The 18,481-nt window shown below is 69.5% G+C and carries 20 protein-coding genes; 9 read left to right on the top strand and 11 right to left on the bottom strand.

Features of this window, described 5'->3' with window-relative positions:
• Positions 1–12: 12 nt before the first annotated feature.
• Together HJ588_RS11135 and HJ588_RS11130 are read left to right on the top strand one after the other, a co-directional pair.
• Positions 13–1,761, top strand: coding sequence for a DEDD exonuclease domain-containing protein (locus HJ588_RS11135; RefSeq protein ID WP_171154933.1), 1,749 nt, complete (start codon positions 13–15; stop codon positions 1,759–1,761).
• A 37-nt stretch (positions 1,762–1,798) separates the two neighbouring features.
• Positions 1,799–2,080, top strand: coding sequence for an Lrp/AsnC family transcriptional regulator (locus HJ588_RS11130; RefSeq protein WP_171154932.1), 282 nt, complete (start codon positions 1,799–1,801; stop codon positions 2,078–2,080).
• 218 nt (positions 2,081–2,298) lie between these two features.
• On the opposite strand, the gene trpD is transcribed toward HJ588_RS11130, so the two are convergent.
• The gene (gene trpD, locus HJ588_RS11125) at positions 2,299–3,363 is read right to left on the bottom strand and encodes an anthranilate phosphoribosyltransferase (RefSeq protein ID WP_171154930.1); all 1,065 of its coding nucleotides are present in this window, start codon (positions 3,361–3,363) and stop codon (positions 2,299–2,301) included.
• Positions 3,364–3,374: 11 nt separating this feature from the next.
• Complete coding sequence (locus HJ588_RS11120; protein ID WP_171154927.1) at positions 3,375–3,815, bottom strand: response regulator; 441 nt, start codon at positions 3,813–3,815, stop codon at positions 3,375–3,377.
• Between the two features lie 320 nt (positions 3,816–4,135).
• Between HJ588_RS11120 and ctaE the strand changes: the two genes are divergently transcribed.
• Genes ctaE through HJ588_RS11095 form a run of 5 tightly spaced genes read left to right on the top strand, consistent with a single transcriptional unit; the run spans position 4,136 to position 9,395 of the window.
• The gene (gene ctaE, locus HJ588_RS11115; protein WP_171154925.1) at positions 4,136–4,798 is read left to right on the top strand and encodes an aa3-type cytochrome oxidase subunit III; all 663 of its coding nucleotides are present in this window, start codon (positions 4,136–4,138) and stop codon (positions 4,796–4,798) included.
• Between the two features lie 52 nt (positions 4,799–4,850).
• Positions 4,851–5,630 carry a cytochrome bc1 complex diheme cytochrome c subunit gene (gene qcrC / locus HJ588_RS11110; protein ID WP_171154923.1) on the top strand — a complete coding sequence of 260 codons (780 nt, stop codon included), beginning with the start codon at positions 4,851–4,853 and terminating at the stop codon, positions 5,628–5,630.
• Entirely contained in the window at positions 5,627–6,769 is a 1,143-nt protein-coding gene (gene qcrA / locus HJ588_RS11105; protein ID WP_425483549.1) for a cytochrome bc1 complex Rieske iron-sulfur subunit, read from the top strand. The genes qcrC and qcrA overlap by 4 nt, the downstream gene beginning before the upstream one ends.
• Positions 6,766–8,559, top strand: a complete 1,794-nt coding sequence (gene qcrB / locus HJ588_RS11100; RefSeq protein WP_171154919.1) for a cytochrome bc1 complex cytochrome b subunit — start codon at positions 6,766–6,768, stop codon at positions 8,557–8,559. The genes qcrA and qcrB overlap by 4 nt, the downstream gene beginning before the upstream one ends.
• Before the next feature lie 38 nt (positions 8,560–8,597).
• Complete coding sequence (locus HJ588_RS11095; protein ID WP_171154916.1) at positions 8,598–9,395, top strand: 2-phosphosulfolactate phosphatase; 798 nt, start codon at positions 8,598–8,600, stop codon at positions 9,393–9,395.
• Here HJ588_RS11095 and HJ588_RS11090 read toward each other — a convergent pair.
• A complete protein-coding gene (locus HJ588_RS11090; RefSeq protein ID WP_171154914.1) occupies positions 9,337–9,930 on the bottom strand; it encodes a TIGR03086 family metal-binding protein in 594 nt (197 codons plus the stop codon). The two genes, HJ588_RS11095 and HJ588_RS11090, sit on opposite strands and share 59 nt — an antisense overlap.
• A 6-nt stretch (positions 9,931–9,936) precedes the next feature.
• Positions 9,937–10,935, bottom strand: a complete 999-nt coding sequence (locus HJ588_RS11085; protein WP_171154912.1) for a sigma-70 family RNA polymerase sigma factor — start codon at positions 10,933–10,935, stop codon at positions 9,937–9,939.
• 121 nt (positions 10,936–11,056) lie between these two features.
• Between HJ588_RS11085 and HJ588_RS11080 the strand changes: the two genes are divergently transcribed.
• Complete coding sequence (locus tag HJ588_RS11080; RefSeq protein ID WP_246241803.1) at positions 11,057–11,416, top strand: metallopeptidase family protein; 360 nt, start codon at positions 11,057–11,059, stop codon at positions 11,414–11,416.
• Between the two features lie 7 nt (positions 11,417–11,423).
• On the opposite strand, the gene HJ588_RS11075 is transcribed toward HJ588_RS11080, so the two are convergent.
• Positions 11,424–12,002: a PadR family transcriptional regulator gene (locus HJ588_RS11075; protein WP_171154910.1), complete on the bottom strand. Its 579-nt coding sequence runs from the start codon at positions 12,000–12,002 to the stop codon at positions 11,424–11,426.
• A 25-nt stretch (positions 12,003–12,027) separates the two neighbouring features.
• On the opposite strand from HJ588_RS11075, the gene HJ588_RS11070 reads away from it, so the two are divergent.
• Positions 12,028–12,888 (top strand): alpha/beta hydrolase family protein, encoded by an 861-nt coding sequence (locus HJ588_RS11070; protein WP_171154908.1) that lies wholly within the window; start codon positions 12,028–12,030, stop codon positions 12,886–12,888.
• A gap of 73 nt (positions 12,889–12,961) precedes the next feature.
• Here the strand turns inward: HJ588_RS11070 and HJ588_RS11065 are convergent, their stop codons facing one another.
• The 6 genes from HJ588_RS11065 to HJ588_RS11040 all read right to left on the bottom strand — a co-directional run bounded on the left by HJ588_RS11065 (position 12,962) and on the right by HJ588_RS11040 (position 18,434).
• Positions 12,962–13,363, bottom strand: a complete 402-nt coding sequence (locus HJ588_RS11065) for an aa3-type cytochrome oxidase subunit IV (RefSeq protein WP_171154907.1) — start codon at positions 13,361–13,363, stop codon at positions 12,962–12,964.
• 7 nt (positions 13,364–13,370) lie between these two features.
• A complete protein-coding gene (ctaD, locus tag HJ588_RS11060) occupies positions 13,371–15,146 on the bottom strand; it encodes an aa3-type cytochrome oxidase subunit I (protein WP_171154905.1) in 1,776 nt (591 codons plus the stop codon).
• Between the two features lie 2 nt (positions 15,147–15,148).
• Positions 15,149–16,078: an aa3-type cytochrome oxidase subunit II gene (gene ctaC / locus HJ588_RS11055; RefSeq protein ID WP_343036676.1), complete on the bottom strand. Its 930-nt coding sequence runs from the start codon at positions 16,076–16,078 to the stop codon at positions 15,149–15,151.
• Positions 16,079–16,171: 93 nt separating this feature from the next.
• Positions 16,172–16,921, bottom strand: a complete 750-nt coding sequence (gene aat, locus HJ588_RS11050) for a leucyl/phenylalanyl-tRNA--protein transferase (RefSeq protein ID WP_171154901.1) — start codon at positions 16,919–16,921, stop codon at positions 16,172–16,174.
• 28 nt (positions 16,922–16,949) lie between these two features.
• Positions 16,950–17,936 carry a carbohydrate kinase family protein gene (locus HJ588_RS11045; protein WP_171154899.1) on the bottom strand — a complete coding sequence of 329 codons (987 nt, stop codon included), beginning with the start codon at positions 17,934–17,936 and terminating at the stop codon, positions 16,950–16,952.
• Positions 17,937–18,068: 132 nt separating this feature from the next.
• Positions 18,069–18,434 (bottom strand): HesB/IscA family protein, encoded by a 366-nt coding sequence (locus HJ588_RS11040; protein ID WP_171154896.1) that lies wholly within the window; start codon positions 18,432–18,434, stop codon positions 18,069–18,071.
• Positions 18,435–18,481 lie beyond the last annotated feature (47 nt).

The raw sequence follows: 18,481 nt of genomic DNA, 5'->3' as shown, positions 1-18,481 counted from the left end.
ACGTCTTGTGGCATGAACCCGGCCGCGCCGATCCAGGCGACCTTCGACGATCTCGGCACCTCCCTCGCCGATGTCACGTTCGTCGTGCTCGACCTGGAGACCACCGGTGGCAGCGCGACCGACTGCCGCATCACCGAGATCGGTGCGGTCAAGGTGCGTGCCGGAGCGGTGGTCGGCGAGTTCCAGACCTTGGTCAATCCCGGCGAGCCGATCCCGGCGTTCATCTCGGTGCTCACCGGCATCACCGACCAGATGGTCGCCCGGTCCCCACGCATCGACAGCGCGATGCCGGCCTTCCTGGAGTTCATCGGCGACTCCGTGCTGGTTGCGCACAACGCCGGCTTCGACATCACCTTTCTGAAGGTCAATTGCGAGCGTTTGCAACTCGATTGGCCCGGCAATCAGGTGCTCGACACGGTGCACCTGGCCCGGCAGCTGGTCACCCGCGACGAGGCACCCAACCACAAGCTCTCCTCGCTCGCGCGGCTGTTCGGTGCGACGACCACCCCCGATCACCGCGCCCTGCACGACGCACGCGCCACGGTCGACGTGCTGCACGGCCTCATCGAGCGGGTCGGCAATCTCGGCGTCCACACGCTCGAGGAGCTGCGTTCCTACACCCGCCGGGTCTCGCCCGATCAGCGCCGCAAGCGCTTCCTCGCCGACTCCCTGCCGTCGGCACCCGGGGTCTACGTCTTCAAGGACGAGCACGACCGGCCGCTCTACATCGGCACTTCCATCGACATCAAGCGGCGGGTCCGCAGCTACTTCACGGCCAGCGAGCAGCGCAGCCGGATGGCCGAAATGGTCCGGCTGGCAACGTCGGTCACGCCCATCGTGTGTCACACGACGCTCGAGGCGCAGGTGCGCGAGCTGCGTCTCATCGCCGAGCACAAACCGCGCTACAACAAGCGCTCCCGGCATCCGGAGCGGGCGATGTGGCTCAAGCTGACGGTCGAGGCGTTCCCGCGGCTGTCGATCGTGCGCGAGGTGCGCGACGACGGCGCGACCTACGCCGGCCCGTTCGGCTCGCGCGCCGTCGCCGAGCAGGCGGTCGCCGCCGTGCACGAGGTGCTCCCGCTGCGGCAGTGCACCACCAAGCTGTCGCGCAAGGGCACCGGCGCGGCGTGCGCCCTCGCCGAGCTGGGCCGGTGCGGGGCGCCCTGCACCGGCTCGCAGTCCGAGGACGACTACGCCCGGCTGGCACGCACCGCGGCGGACGTGCTCGCCGGCGACGGCCACGTCGTGCTCGATGCCCTCGACCGGCGGCTGCAGAGCCTCGCCGCCGGCGAGCGCTTCGAGGACGCTGCGGTGGTGCGCGACCGGATGCTCGCGCTGGTCCGCGCGGCGGCGCGGGCGCAGCGCATCAACCCGCTCGCGGTCAGCCCGGAGCTCGTGGCCGCGGCTCCGACCCCGGCCGGCGGCTGGGAGTTCACCTGCGTGCGGTACGGCCGATTCGCCGGCGCGACGGTGTGCCCGCCGGGAGCCGATCCACGCAGCTATATCGAGGCGCTGCGTGACAGCGCCGAGCACGTCGCGCGGCCCGCGGCGCCGGTCCCGGCGGCACATCCCGAGGAGACCGAGAAGGTCCTGCGCTGGCTGGAGCAGCCAGGTGTGCGCATCGTGGAGATCGACGGCACCTGGACCTGCCCGGTCGGCGGAGCCGTCGGGGCCCGCGACGCGCTCGAGCCGCTGCTGGCCGCCGCGCGTGAGGTGACCGGATTCGAGGAGTCGACCGCGTTGCGGCGACGCGCTGGTTGAGCACGGCCGGCCAGTCCGGACGCATTAGGCTCGGCGCATGATTTCCGCGATCGTGATGATCAAGGCCGACGTCCACCGCATCCCCGAGGTCGCGCAGGCCATCAGCGAGATCGACGGCATCGCCGAGGTCTACAGCGTCACCGGTGACGTCGACCTGATCGCGGTCGCCAAGGTCGCCAAACACGAGGACTTCGCCGACGTGATCGCCGACCGCCTCAACAAGGTCGACGGCGTGCGCGACTCCCAGACGCACATCGCCTTCCGCACCTACTCCACCCAGGACCTCGGCGCCGCGTTCGCGATCGGCCTCGACGACTGACCCCGCAGCGCGGCTGCCGAACGCGCCGGGCCACCGAACGTGCCGAGGCCGCCGGTGCGCGTCCACACCGTGCACAAGTCGCGACGGTCGCGCCCTACGCACGCTCACCACGGCCGGACCGTGCACAAGTCGCGACGCTCGCGCCCTACGCACGCGCAACGCAGCCACACCGTGCACAACCCGCGACACCAGCCGCGACCGGGGAATCCCCTTCCGGATCAGGCGTTCTGGGCGGTGGCGGCGACCCACCGGTCGAGGGCTGCCTGAGCCGCGCCGGAGTCGATCGACTCGCGGGCCTGCGCCATACCGACCTCGAGCGCGCTGTCGAGGCCGTCATGCCGGCCGAATCGTCCGGGCTGCTCCCCCGCGTCGGCGACCGCGAGCGCCAGGCCCGCGTTGAGCACCACCGCGTCGCGGACGGCGTCCCTGCGGCCCGACAGCAGCGCGTGCACGACCTCGGCGTTGTGCGCGGCGTCCCCGCCCCGCAACGCGCTGATCGGCACCAGCGCGATGCCGTGCGCGGCCGGATCGACCGTGTGCTTGCTCACCGTGCCGTCGCTCACCCAGTAGACCGTCGAGGTGGTGGTCACGGTGACCTCGTCGAGGCCGTCGTCGCCGCGTGAGACCGCGGCACTCTTGCCCCGCTCGGCGAAGACGTCCGCCATCAGCGGTGCGATCCGCGGGTCGGCGGCGCCGACGGACGCATAGCGCGGCGACGCCGGGTTGGTGAGCGGCCCGAGCACGTTGAACGCGGTGCGGATCCCGAGTTCGCTGCGGGTGGGTGCGGTGTGCCGGAACGACGGGTGGAAGGTCTGCGCGAAGCAGAAGGTAATGCCGGCCGCCCGAGCGGTCTGCGCGACCTGCTGCGGGGTCAGGTCCAGCCGCACCCCGAGCGCCTCGAGGACGTCGGCGGCACCGGACTTGGAGGAGGCGGCCCGGTTGCCGTGCTTGACGACGGTCGCGCCGGCGCCGGCTGCGACGATCGCCGACATCGTGGAGATGTTGACGGTGTGGGCGCCGTCCCCTCCGGTGCCGACGATGTCGAGGGTGCGGCCGGCGACCTCGATCGGCACCGCGTGCCGGATCATCTCGTCGGCGAGACCGCGAAGCTCGTCGGCGGTCTCACCCTTGGCGCGCAGCGCCACCAGCAGCCCGGCCATCTGGGACACGGTGGCTTCCCCGGACATGATCCGGTCCATCGCCCAGGAGGCGTCCGCGGCGCTCAGGTCCCGTCCGTCCAGCAGCGCCCCCAGCAGTCCCGGCCAGGTCGTCTCGGCGGCCACCGGGCGGCTGCTCAGACTGCGGGGCCGCGACGCGCGAGGTCGGCGATGGCCGCCCCGATCGTCAGCGGGTCGATGGGGTGCGGCACTGCGGCGTCGCACTGCGACCAGGCCGCGAGCCAGCCGTCGGCCGGGCGCCCGGTGAGCACCAGGATCGGCGGGCAGTCGAAGATCTCGTTCTTGAGCTGCTTGGACAGGCCGAGCCCGCCGAGCTTGCCCGCCTCGCCGTCGAGCACGAGCAGGTCGTACTTCTCCTTCTCGACGGCTTCCACGACCGCGGCCGGGGTCGCGCACTCGCGCCAGCTGACGATCTCGACGTCCTTGGCCGGGCGGCGTCCGACACCGAGGCGCACCGCGTCGCGGGTGGCGATGTCGTCGCTGTAGAGCAGGACGGTCAACTGGTATCCGGTGTCGGTGCTGTCGCCGGCCGGCACGACTGCGGAGGAAGCGCTCATGGCCTCGATGCTACTGGCCGTCCCGAGCCCCAGCCGGACCAGGTGCGGGCACCATTTGCGGCAGTCGGTCGTTGGGCGCGACAGCACAGAAGACACCACCACGAACGCACAACGACGCACGACCCGGACCGCCCGCACGCCGGTCGCCGTCCACGAACGACCGGTAAGGAACGCCTAAACCAGCACGGCCGCGCAGTTCCATTCAGACGAAAAGGAACTCGCCGGTTCCGCACCATCCCGCGAACCAGCGGGTAACACGAACGCCGCCACCGCCATTGCATCGGGGGGTCGGCGTGCTCGCGAGCGCCGATGGGGCCATAATGGCGCCCGTGGCGACCGCAACGACAGCTCACTCGAGCAACCCCAGCATCCCGGCCGGTCACGGCCCCGTGACCCGACCGAACCTGACCGCCGTCGGCACCATGGTGTGGCTGGCCAGCGAGTTGATGTTCTTCGCGGGATTGTTCGCGATGTACTTCACGATCCGTTCGGTCGCCGGCGACCTGTGGGCCGAGCGCACCGGCCACCTCGAGGTCGGCTTCGCGTTCGCCAACACCGTGATCCTGGTGATCTCCTCGATCTGGTGTCAGTTCGGCGTCTTCAAGGCCGAGCAGGGCAAGCCGGCCCGTGACGGGAAGCTGTGGCAGGTCGGCAGCTGGGGCATGCGCGAGTGGTACGTCCTCGCCTACCTCTTCGGCGCGGTCTTCGTGTCCGGCCAGGTCTTCGAGTACTCCAACATGTTCGGCGAGGGCATCTCCCTCGACTCCGACGCCTACGGCTCGATGTTCTACCTGACCACCGGCTTCCACGCCCTGCACGTCACCGGCGGTCTGCTGGCCTTCCTGATGATCATCGGCCGCACCTTCACCGCCAAGAAGTTCACCCACCACCAGATCACCGGCTCGATCGTCGTGTCCTACTACTGGCACTTCGTCGACGTCGTCTGGATCGCCCTGTTCGCGACCATCTACCTGCTGAAGTGATCGGTCCGGACATGCCCGTCTCCCCTTCCTCCGACGACGACAGGACGACTTCGTGAGTTCCCTCACCGCCCGCCGCCGGCACCCGGCAGCGATCCTGCTGGTCCTGCTGCTGGGTCTGGTCATCACCGGCGGTCTGTATGCCGCGCTGGCCCCCAAGAACGCAGACGCGGCGCCGGACAACAGCAAGACGGTCGCCGCCGGCCAGAAGCTGTTCCAGTCCAACTGCGCCTCCTGCCACGGCCTTGACGCCGCCGGCGGCAACGGCGGTCCGTCGCTCGTCGGCGTCGGCGCCGCAGCCGTCGACTTCCAGGTCGGCACCGGCCGTATGCCGCTCGCCAACCCCGGCGTCCAGGCCCAGCGCGGCCCGGTCCAGTTCAGCAGCGAGGAGATCTCGCAGTTGTCGGCATACGTCGCCTCGCTCGGCCCCGGCCCGTCGATCCCCTCAAAGGACCTGACCAGCGGCGGCGGTGACATCGCCAAGGGTGGCGAGCTGTTCCGCGTCAACTGCGCGATGTGCCACAACTTCGCCGGCTCCGGCGGTGCGCTCACCCGCGGCAAGTTCGCCCCGAAGCTGACCGACGTCTCCGGCCAGCACATCTACGAGGCGATGCTCACCGGTCCTCAGTCGATGCCGGTGTTCAACAACACCAACCTGACCCCGCAGGACAAGAAGGACATCGTGTCCTTTCTGATGAACGTCAAGACCGAGACCAGCCCCGGCGGCTGGAGCCTGGGCAACCTGGGCCCAGTGCCCGAGGGCCTGTTCGCGTGGACCATCGGCATCGGCATGCTGATCGGCATCGCGGTCTGGCTCGGTAAGAAGGCGGCCTGATGAGCAACCAATCAACCCCGGAGGAGGGCGCAGTGGCCAAGGAGGAGTCGGGCGGAGTCGTCACGACCCGCGACGACGACCGGGCACTGCCCGACCGGTTCAGCAACCCTGGCCTGGAGCCGCACGTCCACCGCCTCGGCGACCACGACGAGGCAGCCGCCCGCCGCAGCGAGCGGCAGGTCGCCGGCCTGTTCACCCTGTCGATGATCGCCACCGTGCTGTTCATCGTCAGCTACTTCGTCATCGGCGAGGGCACCGCGGTCACCCTGCCGATCCTGGGCAAGGTCGGTGCCCTGCACGTCGCGCTGGGCGTGACGCTCGCGGTGTCGATGCTCGGCATCGGCCTCGGCGCGATCCACTGGGCCAAGACCCTGATGTCCGACACCGAGGTCGTCGAGGAGCGCCACGTGCAGCGCTCGGACGACGAGGCCCGCGATGGCGCGGTCAAGGTCGTCATGGACGGCGTGGAGTCCTCGCAGTTCAAGCGGCGCCCGCTGATCAAGTACACCCTCGGTGGCGCACTCGGGCTCTTCGCCCTGCCGCTCGGTCTGCAGCTGGTGGGCGGGCTCGGCCCGGCCAAGGATGTCGCCGACGACCTCAAGACCACCCTGTGGGACACCGAGGTGCCGGTGCTCGACGCCGAGGGCAAGCCGGTGATGAAGGACGGCAAGCCGGTCATGCGCCCCCGCCGCCTGATGCGCGACCCGGAGGGCACCGCGATCCGCCTGTCCGACGTGACGCTCGGCTCGGTCTTCCACGTGCTGCCCGAGGGCATCAACGACACCGCCGATCCCCTCAATCAGAAGGTCAAGGCCTCGGTCATCCTGATCTCCCTCGAAGAGGACAAGATCAAGAGCACCCGGGAGCGCAACTGGGGCCTCAACGGTGTGGTCGCCTACTCCAAGATCTGCACCCACGTGGGCTGCCCGGTCGGCCTCTACGAGCAGACCACGCACCACCTGCTGTGCCCCTGCCACCAGTCGACCTTCGACCTGACCGAGGACTGCAAGGTCATCTTCGGGCCGGCCAAGCGGCCGCTGCCGCAGCTGGAGATCAAGGTCGACGACGCCGGCTACCTCTACGCACCGCACGGCTTCGAAGAGCCGGTCGGTCCGAGCTTCTGGGAGCGTGACCGATGAGCGACACCACGACCGCCCGCAGCACCGCCGACGCGCTGCGCGTAGACGACAAGAAGGAAGCGCCCGCCGGCAACGGCGGCCCGGTCGGTGCCGTCGCCAACTGGGTGGACGAGCGCACCGGCGCCGCCAAGGGTGTGCGCTTCCTGCTCAAGAAGGTCTTCCCCGACCACTGGTCGTTCATGTTCGGCGAGATGGCGATGTACTCCCTCGTCGTCCTGCTGATCACCGGCACCTTCCTCACCTTCTGGTTCGTGCCGTCGATGGGCGAGACCACCTACAACGGTTCCTACGTGCCGTTGCAGGGCGTCCAGATGAGTGAGGCCTTCGCCTCCACGGTGAAGATCTCGATGGACGTCAAGGGTGGTCTGCTGATCCGGCAGATCCACCACTGGTCCGCGCTGATCTTCCTGGTCTCGATCGCGCTGCACATGTTCCGGGTGTTCTTCACCGGGGCGTTCCGCAAGCCGCGTGAGCTCAACTGGATCATCGGTCTGCTGCTCGCGCTGCTGTCGATGGTCGAGGGCTTCATCGGTTACTCGCTGCCCGACGACCTGCTGTCCGGCACCGGCATCCGCGCGATGCAGGGCTTCATCCTGTCGGTCCCGGTGATCGGCACCTACATCAGCTACTTCCTGTTCGGCGGAGGCTTCCCCGGGCACGACATCATTCCGCGCTTCTTCACCATCCACGTGCTGCTGCTGCCGGCGATCCTGGTCGGCCTGTTCACCGCGCACATCCTGTTGGTGATGGTGCACAAGCACACCCAGTACCCCGGCCCCGGCCGCACCAACAAGAACGTCGTCGGCTTCCCGCTGATGCCGGTGTATGCCGCAAAGGCCGGCGGCTTCTTCTTCGTCGTCTTCGGCGTCACCGCGCTGATCGCCGGTCTGGTGACGATCAACCCGATCTGGATGTACGGCCCGTACGAGCCGACGATGGTGACGGCCGGTTCCCAGCCGGACTGGTACATGGGCTTCGCCGACGGTGCGTTGCGACTGTTGCCGGGCTTCCTGGAGTTTACCGTGCTCGGCTTCACGTTCAGCTTCAACATCATGATCGGTGCGGTGCTGTTGCTGCCGATCCTCTGGACGATCATGGGCGCCTACCCGTTCGTCGAGGCCTGGGTCACCGGCGACAAGAACGAGCACCACATCCTGGACCGGCCGCGCAATCAGCCGACCCGCACGGGGCTCGGCATGGCCGCGATCACCTTCTACGGGATCCTGTTCGCCGCGTGCGGCAACGACATCATCGCGATCAAGTTCAACCTGTCGATCAACGACATCACCCGGGCGTTCCAGATCGGCCTGATCATCATGCCGATCATCGTCTTCTGGGTGACCAAGCGACTGTGTCTGTCGTTGCAGCGGGCCGACCGCGAGCTGGTGCTGCACGGCCGCGAGAGCGGCCGGATCGTCCGCACCGGCCGGGGCAAGTTCTTCGAGGCGCACCAGAACCTCGACGACTTCCAGCGCTGGCCGCTGGTGGCGTATGACGCGCAGGCCCCGATCGAGCTGCCCCCGGCCACCGACGAGAACGGTGTGCGTCGCAAGGGTGCCCGCAAGGACCGCCTGCGGGCCCGGCTGTCGCACTACTACTTCAAGGACCGGATCGAGCCGGTGACCCCCGCCGAGCTCGAGGCCGCGCACCACGACGGCCACGCACACGAGGCGATCGAGTCCCACCCGGACGACGCCGAGCGCGGCCTCATGCACGGTGGCGCCGAGGAGATCGGTGAGGCTCACGCCTACGGTCACCCCGGCGAGCACGCCGACGCCGGCAAGCACTAGCGCCCGGCACCCGCTCGATCAACACCGCCGAACCGGCCGTGACCGCTGACCGCGTCCTCGACGCACACCGTCAGCGGTCACGGCCGGTTCGCGTCGAATGGGGTCTGGCCGGAGCGGCCGCCCTGGTCGAGGCCGGCTCGATCGCCGTCGTGGTGGACGTGCTCAGCTTCTCCACCACAGCCACCGTCGCGGTCGAACTCGGCGCGGTCGTTCACCCGCACCGCTGGCGGGACGACAGCGCCGCACGACGCGCCGAACAGCTTGCCGCCACCCTGGCCGTCGGCCGGCTGGAGGCCCGAGACGGACCGCCCGGAGCGGTGTCCCTCTCCCCCGTCACGATCCGGCAGGCGGCACCGGAGCGGCTCTTGCTGCCGTCGCCCAATGGCTCCACGATCGTGGCCGCCCTCGCCGACGCCGGGGCGACCGTCCTGGTTGGTGCGCTGCGTAACGCAAGCGCGGTCGCCCAGTGGATCGACGCCGAGGTCGCCGCGTCGCCGCGACCGGTGATCGTCATACCGGCCGGCGAGCAGTGGCCGTCAGGTGCCCTGCGCCCCGCCGTGGAGGACCTGTGGGGCGCCGGCGCGATCGTGTCGGGTCTGCGGCACGGTCCGCGCTCGGTCGAGGCGCAGGTCGCCGCGGACGCGTTCGCCGCGGTACGGCACGACCTCCCCGCTGTGCTGCGCGAGTGCGCCGGTGGTCGGGAACTCCACGACGCGGGCTTCGGCGCCGACGTCGCGGTCGCCGCCGAACTCGACACCAGCGAGGTCGTGCCGGTGCTCACCGACGGGGCGCTGGTCGACGCCCGGCGAGCGCCAGCAGGCGATCGGACTCGCTAGCGCCGGCCACGATCGGGCGTGCCGCCGCGAAGCGGACGCCGCGGTCGTGCGGGCCGATCAGCACCGGCGCCACCGCCAGCAGCTCACCGGCCAGCGCCGCCGGGATCGGGTCCGCCCCGCCGGTCGCCTCCCCCACGTCCCAGCCGTGCACCGCGATCTCCAGCGCACCGGCGGCCGCCACGAGCGAGGTCGCCATCGGCGCGGTGCCGATGCGGGTCGCGCCGCGCTCCGGTGGCGGCTCCCAGGCCCCGAGCAGCTCGCCGGCGAGCGTCTGCAGCCGGCGCACCGGCTCCACCGAGGACCGTCCCGTCACCGGTGACCTCATCGACACCGCGCCGGTCACCGCCTCGGTGAACGCGAGCAGAGAGTCCTCCATGTGGGCGAACAGTGCGGCGAGATCCCAACGCTCACAAGGGGTTCGGCGAGCGAGGTCACTGTCGCGCACGCGCCCCAGCATCGTGCAGGTGTATGACGTGGCCGACGCCAGGAGCTGGGCGCCGACGGCCGTCGAGCTCGCGTGAGCCGCGGTCGTCACGGGTCCTCACCCGGCCGGTGCGTCGTCGGCCGGCAGCACGGCCGGCAGCCCGAAGGTGGCGAACAGCTCCTGGTCGAAGAACGCCACGACGTGCGAGGCCGCACTTTCCCGCAGGGTCAGCACCTGCAGGTGGAACGGGTGATAGCGGCCGCCGTCCCCGCGCAGGTAGAGCCCGAAGGCGGGCTGCCCGTTGGCGCGGGTGGGCACCATGCGCATCGTGTGCCGCCTGCCCGGGCACGCGGTGTCGATCAGCTCGGCGACCACGTCGGCGCCCTGATACCAGCCGACGTGCGGCGGCATCTCCCAGACGATGTCCTGCGTGAACAGCCGGGTGATCGCGTCGATGTCCTTCTCCCAGAAGGCGGCGGTCCAGCGGTCGAGCAGGTCCTGCTGCTCGGCGGTGAGCGTGTCCTCCCGGACGCTGTCCTCGGTGGCCTGCACCGCGGCCAGCTGCGCCCGCGCCCGCTGCAGCGCGCTGTTCACGCTCGCGACCGAGGTGCCGAGGGCGTCGGCCACCTCCTTGGCCCGCCAGGCGAGCACGTCACGCAGCACCAGCACCGCGCGCTGCAGCGGCGGCAGGTGCTGCAGGGCGGCAATGAACGCCAGCCGGATGCTCTCGCGAGCACCGATGATCGCCGCCGGGTCGCGGCTGTCGGTGTCGACGACGGCATCCGGCACCGGCTGCAGCCACGGCACCTCGGAGTCCTCGACGATGGGGTCGGCGACGGTGACGCTCGGCTGGCCGAGCCCGGTCGGCAACGGCCGGCGGGCCCGGCCGTCGAGCGCGGTCAGGCAGGTGTTGGTGGCGATGCGGTAGAGCCAGGTGCGCACCGAGGAGCGGTGTTCGAAGGCGTCATACGCCTTCCAGGCCCGCAGGTAGGTCTCCTGGACCAGGTCCTCGGCGTCCTGCGTCGAGCCCGTCATCCGGTAGCAGTGCGCGAAGATCTCGCGCCGGTACCGCTCGCTGACCGCCGGAAAGTCCTCGGTCACGGCTTGCTGGGTCATGCGCCACGCTCCCTCTCCAGGTCCTCGTCAGCATGTCACTTCTGCTGCGCACCGGTGTCGACAATGATCGACAATCGGCGACGCCGAAACTCATCGGTCGGCGCCACGTAGGCTCGGCGCCATGCCGATCGCGATGAGTCGTGCCGAGTTCGAGGAAGCCGTCGGCGACGCGTTCGACTCCATCCCGCAGGAGTTGCTCGACCGGCTCGACAACGTCGCGATCACCGTCGAGGACGAACCGCCCGCGGACGGTCCGCAGGGCCTGCTCGGCCTGTATGTCGGGGTGCCGCTCACCCAGCGCGGCGAGGGCTACGGGCTGGGCAACCTGCCCGACCACATCTACATCTTCCGCGGACCGCTCACCCGCTACAGCGACAGCCGCGTCCACCTGCTGGAGCAGATCCGGGTCACCGTGCTGCACGAGATCGGTCACTACTTCGGCATCGACGACGACCGGCTGCACGAACTCGGTTGGGGCTGAGGCGCATTCAGCCCTCCGACTGCTGCAGGCGGCGGCGGACGTCACGGCACCAGCGCAGCCTGCCCTGGTGGAATTCGATGCCCGCACGGACCGTCGCCCAGCTGCCGAAGTCCGGATGGCCGGGCACCCTCCCCTGCCCCTCCTCGTCGAGCGCGCGCTCGAACGACTGATAGAGCGCGAGGCGCTCCCTACTCGCCCGCTCGATGCCGGCCAGCACCTGCGCGGCTTCGTCCGGTGGCAGCAGCCACAGGGCGTGCGCCCGCAGGATGACCGGGTCGCGGTCGACGTGAGCCTCGGGCTCACTGCGCAGCCATTGCAGCACCGACCGGCGGCCGTCGCCGGTCACCGCGTAGCGCTTGCTCTGCCGCGGGCCGGCCGCGGCGATGTCGGTGTGCCGGACGAGGCCAGCAGCCTCCAGACGGGCGAGCTCGGCATAGATCTGACTGTGCCGCGCCGACCAGAAGTAGTCGGTGGAGGTGCTCATCACCCGGGAGAGTTCGTAACCGGTCGCCTCGCGCCGGCACAACACGCTGAGCAGCGCCCGCCCGAGCGCCGACACCTGCTGCGTCGATTCCGCTGCCACCATCCCCCAACTATGTCAAAGTTGTCATATGCGTGCGCGACTTGCCCTGGTGCTGTCCACGGTCCTGCTCGCCGGCTGCGGCTCGTCGGGATCCGGCGCGGGCGGTGCCGAGTCCGGCAGCGACGCCCCGAGCGCATCGACGACCGTCACCCCGACCGGCACCTCGACCGGCACCCCATCAGGCGTCCCGGCTCCCCCGTCATCGGCCACCAGCAGCACACCGGTCAGCCTCGTCGACCGTTGCGGTGACATCGCGGCCGGCACCCGGCGGGTCGCGCTCACGGTCGCCGGCCAACGGCTGTCCGCTGCCGAACGCGGCACCGGCAGCACCGTCGCGGTCCTGCTGCACCAGACCAACGGCGACGGCCTGTGCGGCTGGACGACCGGCGCGAAGCTGTTCGCCGACAAGGGAATTCGCACGCTCTCGATCGACCTCTGCGGGTATGGCGAGTCGACCTGCACGCTCTCCCCCGCCCAGCAGGTGCGCGGCGCGGTCGACTGGGCCAGGTCCCACGGCGCCACGCGGGTCGGGGTCGTCGGCGCGTCGATGGGCGGGTCGATCGCCCTCGGCACCGCCCGCACGTCCGGTACCGACGTCACCGTGGACCTCTCCGGCCCGACCAACCGGTCCGACGTCCCGGACGCCAAGACCGCCGCGCGCGGCCTCCGCACGCCGCTGCTGGTCGCCGCGAGCAAGGACGACACCGACACCGACGCGGCAACGCTCCAGGCGGCCACCGCGACCGCGTCGGGTCCGCACCGCTTCGTCGCCACCCCGAGTGGCCACGGGTGGGACCTGGTCACCAGCTACCGCGCCGGCGCCGATCACCCGACGCCGCTGCTGGCGACCATCGTGTCCTGGCTGGGCGGCAACTACGCCGGCGGGTGAGCACACCGCGACGCCCGCCATACCTGCAGGGGTATGGCGGGCGTTGCGTGCGGAGCTACGTGCGGGAGCGGCTTTAGATGGAGTGCTCGCCGTGGAAGTACTCGAAGACCCAGCCGATCGCGGAGACCGCGACGAACGGGACGGCCAGCATGACCAGCCACCAGCCGACCGCCATACCGAGGAACATCAGCGCGCCCGACGCGCCGAGGAACAGCGGCCACCAGGAGTGCGGGCTGAAGAAGCCGTAGTCGCCCTCGACGTCGGAGATCTCCCCGAGCGGATCGTCGTCCGGACGCAGGTCGATCTTGCGGCCGGTCCACCACAGGAACCCGCCGATCATGATGCACAGCCCGGACGTGAGGAACAGCGCCACAGTGCCGACCGGCTCCTCCCACTTGGAGAAGATGCCGTAGATGACCCCCATGATCGCGCTGAACGCGAACAGCAGGGTGAACAGCTTGAATTCGACCTTCACGGCAGCGTCACTTCTCCTTGGGGCTGGACTCGCCGGCGAAACTCTGGGCACCGTGGTCGGCCGAGCCGACCAGCTGGGAGAGCGTGTCCGGTGCGGCCTTGACCGACCAGGCGGCGGCCTCCGGGTGGTGCAGGTCGAACGCCGGACGCTCCGAACGGATCCGCGGGATGGAGTCGAAGTTGTGCCGCGGCGGCGGGCAGGACGTCGCCCACTCCAGCGACGCACCGTAACCCCACGGGTCGTCGGTGTTGACCATCGGCGCGGTGCGCCAGGTCTTCCAGACGTTGTACATGAACGGCAGCATCGAGATGCCGAGGATGAAGGCGCCCACCGAGGAGATGTCGTTCATCCACTGGAAGTCGTCGGCCGGCAGGTAGTCGGCGTAGCGACGCGGCATGCCCTTCACACCCAGCCAGTGCTGGATCAGGAAGGTGGTGTGGAAGCCGATGAACAGCAGCCAGAAGTGCAGCTTGCCGAGCTTCTCGTCGAGCATCCGGCCGGTCAGCTTGGGCCACCAGAAGTACCAGCCGGCGAACATCGCGAAGACGACCGTGCCGAACACCACGTAGTGGAAGTGCGCCACCACGAAGTAGGAGTCGGTCAGGTTGAAGTCGAGGGCCGGGCTGGCGAGGATCACGCCGGTCAGACCACCGAACAGGAAGGTGACCAGGAAGCCGATCGCCCACAGCATCGGCGTCTCGAAGGTGAGCGAGCCGCCCCACATCGTGCCGATCCAGTTGAAGAACTTCACACCGGTCGGCACCGCGATGAGCATCGTCATGACGGCGAAGAACGGCAGCAGCACCTGGCCGGTGGCGTACATGTGGTGCGCCCAGACGCTCACCGACAGGGCGGCGATGGCGATCGTGGCGAAGACCAGGGTCTTGTACCCGAAGATCGGCTTGCGCGAGAAGACCGGCAGGACCTCGGAGATGATGCCGAAGAACGGCAGGGCGATGATGTAGACCTCCGGGTGCCCGAAGAACCAGAACATGTGCTCCCAGAGCATCGCGCCGCCGGTCGCCGGATCGAAGACGTGCGCGTTCATCACCCGGTCGGCGCCCAGGCCGAACATCGCCGCGGCGAGCACCGGGAAGACGACCAGCGCGAGGATCGAGGTGATGAGGATACCCCAGGTGAAGATCGGCATCCGGAACATCGTCATGCCGGGCGCGCGCATGCAGATGATCGTGGTGATGAAGTTGACCGACCCGAGGATGGTGCCGAAGCCGGCGAGGGCGAGGCCGAACACCCACAGGTTGCCGCCGAGGCCGGGGCTGTAGGTCGCGTTGGACAGCGGCGCGTAGGCGAACCAGCCGAAGGCGGCCGCACCCTGCGGGGTGAGGAAGCCGGCGGTGGTGATGCACGCACCGAACAGGTAGAGCCAGTAGGCGAACATGTTCAGCCGCGGGAACGCCACGTCGGGCGAACCGATATGCAGCGGCATGATCGCGTTGGCAAAGCCTGCGAACAGCGGTGTCGCAAAGAGCAACAGCATGATCGTGCCGTGCATGGTGAACAGCTGGTTGAACTGCTCGGGGTTGTCGACGACCTGCAGACCGGGCGCGACCAGCTCGGCGCGGATGAGCAGCGCCAGCACACCACCGATCAGGAAGAACGCGAACGAGGTGATGAAGTAGAGGTTGCCGATGACCTTGTGGTCGGTGGCGGTGATCCACTTGACGATCGTGCGCCCGGGGTGGCGGGTGCGGGTGCGCGCCGCCGAGCGCGCGTCACCGGTGTCGCCGGAGTCACCGACCCGAGGAGTTGCGATGCTCGCCATTGCTACTTCGCTCCTTCAGTGACGATCTCGGAGTTGTCGACGCCCTGCGGCAGGTACTGCTGCAGCTTGCCGGCGTCCTTGGACTCGATCTCCGAACCGTTGCGGTCGAGTGCGTTGGACAGGAAGCCCACGTTGCCGCGCTGACGCAGCTGCGCCATCTTGGCGTTGTAGTTGGCCTCGCTGACGACCTTGACGTTGAACAGCATCTGCGAGTGGTAGGCGCCGCAGAGCTCCGCGCACTTGCCCTGGTAGGTGCCGATCTGCGTCGGCGTCACCGCGAACTTGTTGACCTTGCCCGGGATCATGTCCATCTTCTGCAGGAACTGGATGACCCAGAAGGAGTGGATGACGTCGCGGGAGGTGAGCACGAACTCGACCCGCTTGTTGACCGGCAGGTAGAGCGTCGGGATGGTCTCCTCCGGGTCCGGCGCGGTCATGTCGGCCTGGACGCCCGCGTCATACACCTTGGCGTTGACGTAGTTGAAGTCCCAGGACCACTGCTTGCCGACCACGTTGACGGTGACGTCCGGCTTCTGGCTGGTGTCGAGCATCTTGTTCTCGAGCTCGACGGTCTTGCCGAAGAGCACGGCGACCATGAAGACCGGCACCACGGTGTAGAGGATCTCGATCGGCACGTTGTAGGCAAGCTGCGGCGGCAGGCCCACGTCGGTCTTCTTGCGACGGTAGCGCACCACGCAGTAGAGGATCAGGCCCCAGACCAGCACACCGACGGCCAGCGCCCAGACCCAGCTGGACACCCAGAAATCCTCGATTTGCTTCGACAGGTTGGTGACCCCGTCGGGCAGGTAGCCGCGCTTCTCCACGGGGGTGCACCCCGTCAGCACGAGCGCGCTGAGACCGATCAGGCCGGCGAAGCCGACCCTTGCACGCCGACGGCCCCGCGGGGGCTGTGAGCGACGTGTGGATTTCACGTGGCGATTGTCTGATCCGGGCACGGGGAAACCCTATCCCAGGCCCGTTCGTTCACGTCGCCAGGGCGGTGCCCCGCGTCGCGCCCAATTGCCTTATGCCGGAGCGGGGCCCACCCCTCGGGCGGGTTCGTCGCGCCATACGGGCGGTATGGCGAGGGGCTGCGCGGCGGACAGCCGCTGCAGATAGTCGCGCCGGCCGATCTCCCGGACCCCCAGCGTGCGCAGATGGTCGGTCTGCCACTGCACGTCGATCAGCCGCCGCGGGTCGCCGTCGGCGAAGAACAACTCCACCAGCGCCCAGAGCGCGACCTTGCTGGCGTCGGTGGCGCGGTGGAACATCGACTCCCCCGCGAACAACCCGCCGGTGCAGACGCCGTAGAGCCCGCCGACGAGCTCACCTGTCCCGCGCGTCTCGCCGGTTTCGCCGGTCCCCTCTCCCTCGTCCCACACCTCGATCGAGTGCGCCCAGCCGAGGTCGTGCAGCCGGGCGTAGGCCCGCGCGACGTCGCGGGTGATCCAGCGGCCGTCCCGGCCGGGGTCGGCGCAGCCCGCGACGACCTCGTCGAAGGCCTCGTCGGTGCTGACGCGGAACCGCCGGCGCGACCGTCGCAACGACCGCGGGACCCGGTGGTCCCCGGGCAGCAATACGCCGCGGCGGACCGGCGACCACCAGCCGATCGGCGGCCGCCCGTCGTCGCCGATCCCCATCGGGAACAGCCCGCTGCGGTAGGCGGCGAGCAGGGTGCCGGGCGCGAGGTCGGCGCCGACCGCGATCAGATCCTGCGGGAGGTGCTGATCCTGGTCACCGAGGTTCCACTCGGTGGGCGGCGGCTCGACCGGCATGGTCAGGGATTCAACCTCGAGTTGAGGTTCAGGCGCGCGGGCACTGCAGATGCGGCTCCACGGCCGCGACGGTGTCGTCGCCGTACGCCTCCCCGAGCCGGCGCAGGAACTCGCCCTGGCGCAGCACGTACTCCTGGGTGCCGACGGTCTCCAGCACGTAGGTCGCGAGCATCGAGCCGACCTCGGCGCAGGTGCGCAGCGGCAGTTGCCAGGTGAGCCCGGCGAGGAAGCCCGCGCGGAACGCGTCGCCGACGCCGGTCGGGTCGACCCGCCGGACCTCGCCGGCCACCGGCACCTCGATCGGGTCCTCCCCCTTGCGCAGGATCACCGCGCCGTCCTTGCCCTTGGTGATCACCCGGGTGCCGACCTCGCCGAGGACGTCGTCGGCCGACCAGCCGGTCTTCTGCTCGGTCATGTGGGCTTCGTACTCGTTGGTGAACAGGTAGTCGGCGCCGGTGATCAGGTCACGGATGAACGGGCCGTCGGCGAAGGCGAGTTGCTGACTCGGGTCGGCGATGAACGGGATGCCCCGCTGCCGACACTCGACCGTATGACGGCGCATGCCCTCCGGGTCGGACGGGCCGACCATGACCAGGTCGAGGCCGCCCACGCGCTGCGCGACCGGGGCGAGCTCGATCTCGCGGGACTCGCTCATCGCACCGGCGTAGAAGGTGGCGATCTGCGCCATGTCGTCGTCGGTGGTGCACACGAAGCGGGCGGTGTGCTTGGTCTGCGAGACGTAGACCGACTCGCAGTCGACGCCGTGCCGCTCCAGCCAGGAGCGGTAGTCGGCGAAGTCCTCACCGACCGCGTCGACCAGGATCGGCGAGAGACCGAGGTTGCCCATCCCGAAACAGATGTTGGCCGCGACTCCGCCGCGGCGGATCTGCAGGTCCTCGGCGAGGAAGGACAGCGACAGCTTGTCCAGCTGCTCGACGACGAGCGAGTCGGCGAAGCGTCCCTTGAAGGTCATCAGATGGTCGGTCGCGATGGAACCGGTGACGGCGATCTTCATGCCGACAACCTATCCTCCACGCCGACAGCACAAAGGGCGGCACCGAACCCACAGTTCGGTGCCGCCCTTCGTGCTGCTTCGGGTGCTGGCCGGGTGCTGGTCTGCCGGGACCCGGGCTCAGCGACCCAAGACTCAGCTGAAGCTGTCGCCGCAGGCGCAGGAGCTGCCCGCGTTGGGGTTGTCGATGGTGAAGCCCTGCTTCTCGATGGTGTCGGCGAAGTCGATGGTGGCGCCCTCGAGGTAGGGGGAGCTCATCCGGTCGACGACGACCTCCACACCGCCGAAGTCACGCACGAGGTCACCGTCGAGGGTGCGCTCGTCGAAGTAGAGCTGGTAGATCAGGCCGGAGCAGCCGCCCGGCTGCACGCCGACGCGCAGGCGCAGGTCATCGCGACCCTCCTGCTCGAGCAGGCTCTTGACCTTGCCGGCGGCGACGTCGGTGAGAACGACACCGTGGGTGTCGGTGGTGGCCTGGGTGGCGTTGGTGTCGACGCTCATTGCATCAATTCCTTCTCGCACGGATGAACGGGGTCACGGTCAGCAGG

It is taken from the genome of Flexivirga aerilata (assembly GCF_013002715.1).
GTDB lineage: Bacteria > Actinomycetota > Actinomycetes > Actinomycetales > Dermatophilaceae > Flexivirga > Flexivirga aerilata.
This window is presented reverse-complemented; position numbering and strand designations above follow the sequence as displayed.

Coding starts and splice junctions, on each gene's coding strand:
- HJ588_RS11135 (WP_171154933.1), top strand. CDS start 13: ATGAACCCGGCCGCGCCGATCCAGGCGACCTTCGACGATCTCGGCACC.
- HJ588_RS11130 (WP_171154932.1), top strand. CDS start 1,799: ATGATTTCCGCGATCGTGATGATCAAGGCCGACGTCCACCGCATCCCC.
- HJ588_RS11120 (WP_171154927.1), bottom strand. CDS start 3,815: ATGAGCGCTTCCTCCGCAGTCGTGCCGGCCGGCGACAGCACCGACACC.
- ctaE (WP_171154925.1), top strand. CDS start 4,136: ATGGCGCCCGTGGCGACCGCAACGACAGCTCACTCGAGCAACCCCAGC.
- qcrB (WP_171154919.1), top strand. CDS start 6,766: ATGAGCGACACCACGACCGCCCGCAGCACCGCCGACGCGCTGCGCGTA.
- HJ588_RS11085 (WP_171154912.1), bottom strand. CDS start 10,935: ATGACCCAGCAAGCCGTGACCGAGGACTTTCCGGCGGTCAGCGAGCGG.
- HJ588_RS11080 (WP_246241803.1), top strand. CDS start 11,057: ATGCCGATCGCGATGAGTCGTGCCGAGTTCGAGGAAGCCGTCGGCGAC.
- HJ588_RS11075 (WP_171154910.1), bottom strand. CDS start 12,002: ATGGTGGCAGCGGAATCGACGCAGCAGGTGTCGGCGCTCGGGCGGGCG.
- HJ588_RS11070 (WP_171154908.1), top strand. CDS start 12,028: ATGCGTGCGCGACTTGCCCTGGTGCTGTCCACGGTCCTGCTCGCCGGC.
- ctaD (WP_171154905.1), bottom strand. CDS start 15,146: ATGGCGAGCATCGCAACTCCTCGGGTCGGTGACTCCGGCGACACCGGT.
- aat (WP_171154901.1), bottom strand. CDS start 16,921: ATGCCGGTCGAGCCGCCGCCCACCGAGTGGAACCTCGGTGACCAGGAT.
- HJ588_RS11045 (WP_171154899.1), bottom strand. CDS start 17,936: ATGAAGATCGCCGTCACCGGTTCCATCGCGACCGACCATCTGATGACC.
- HJ588_RS11040 (WP_171154896.1), bottom strand. CDS start 18,434: ATGAGCGTCGACACCAACGCCACCCAGGCCACCACCGACACCCACGGT.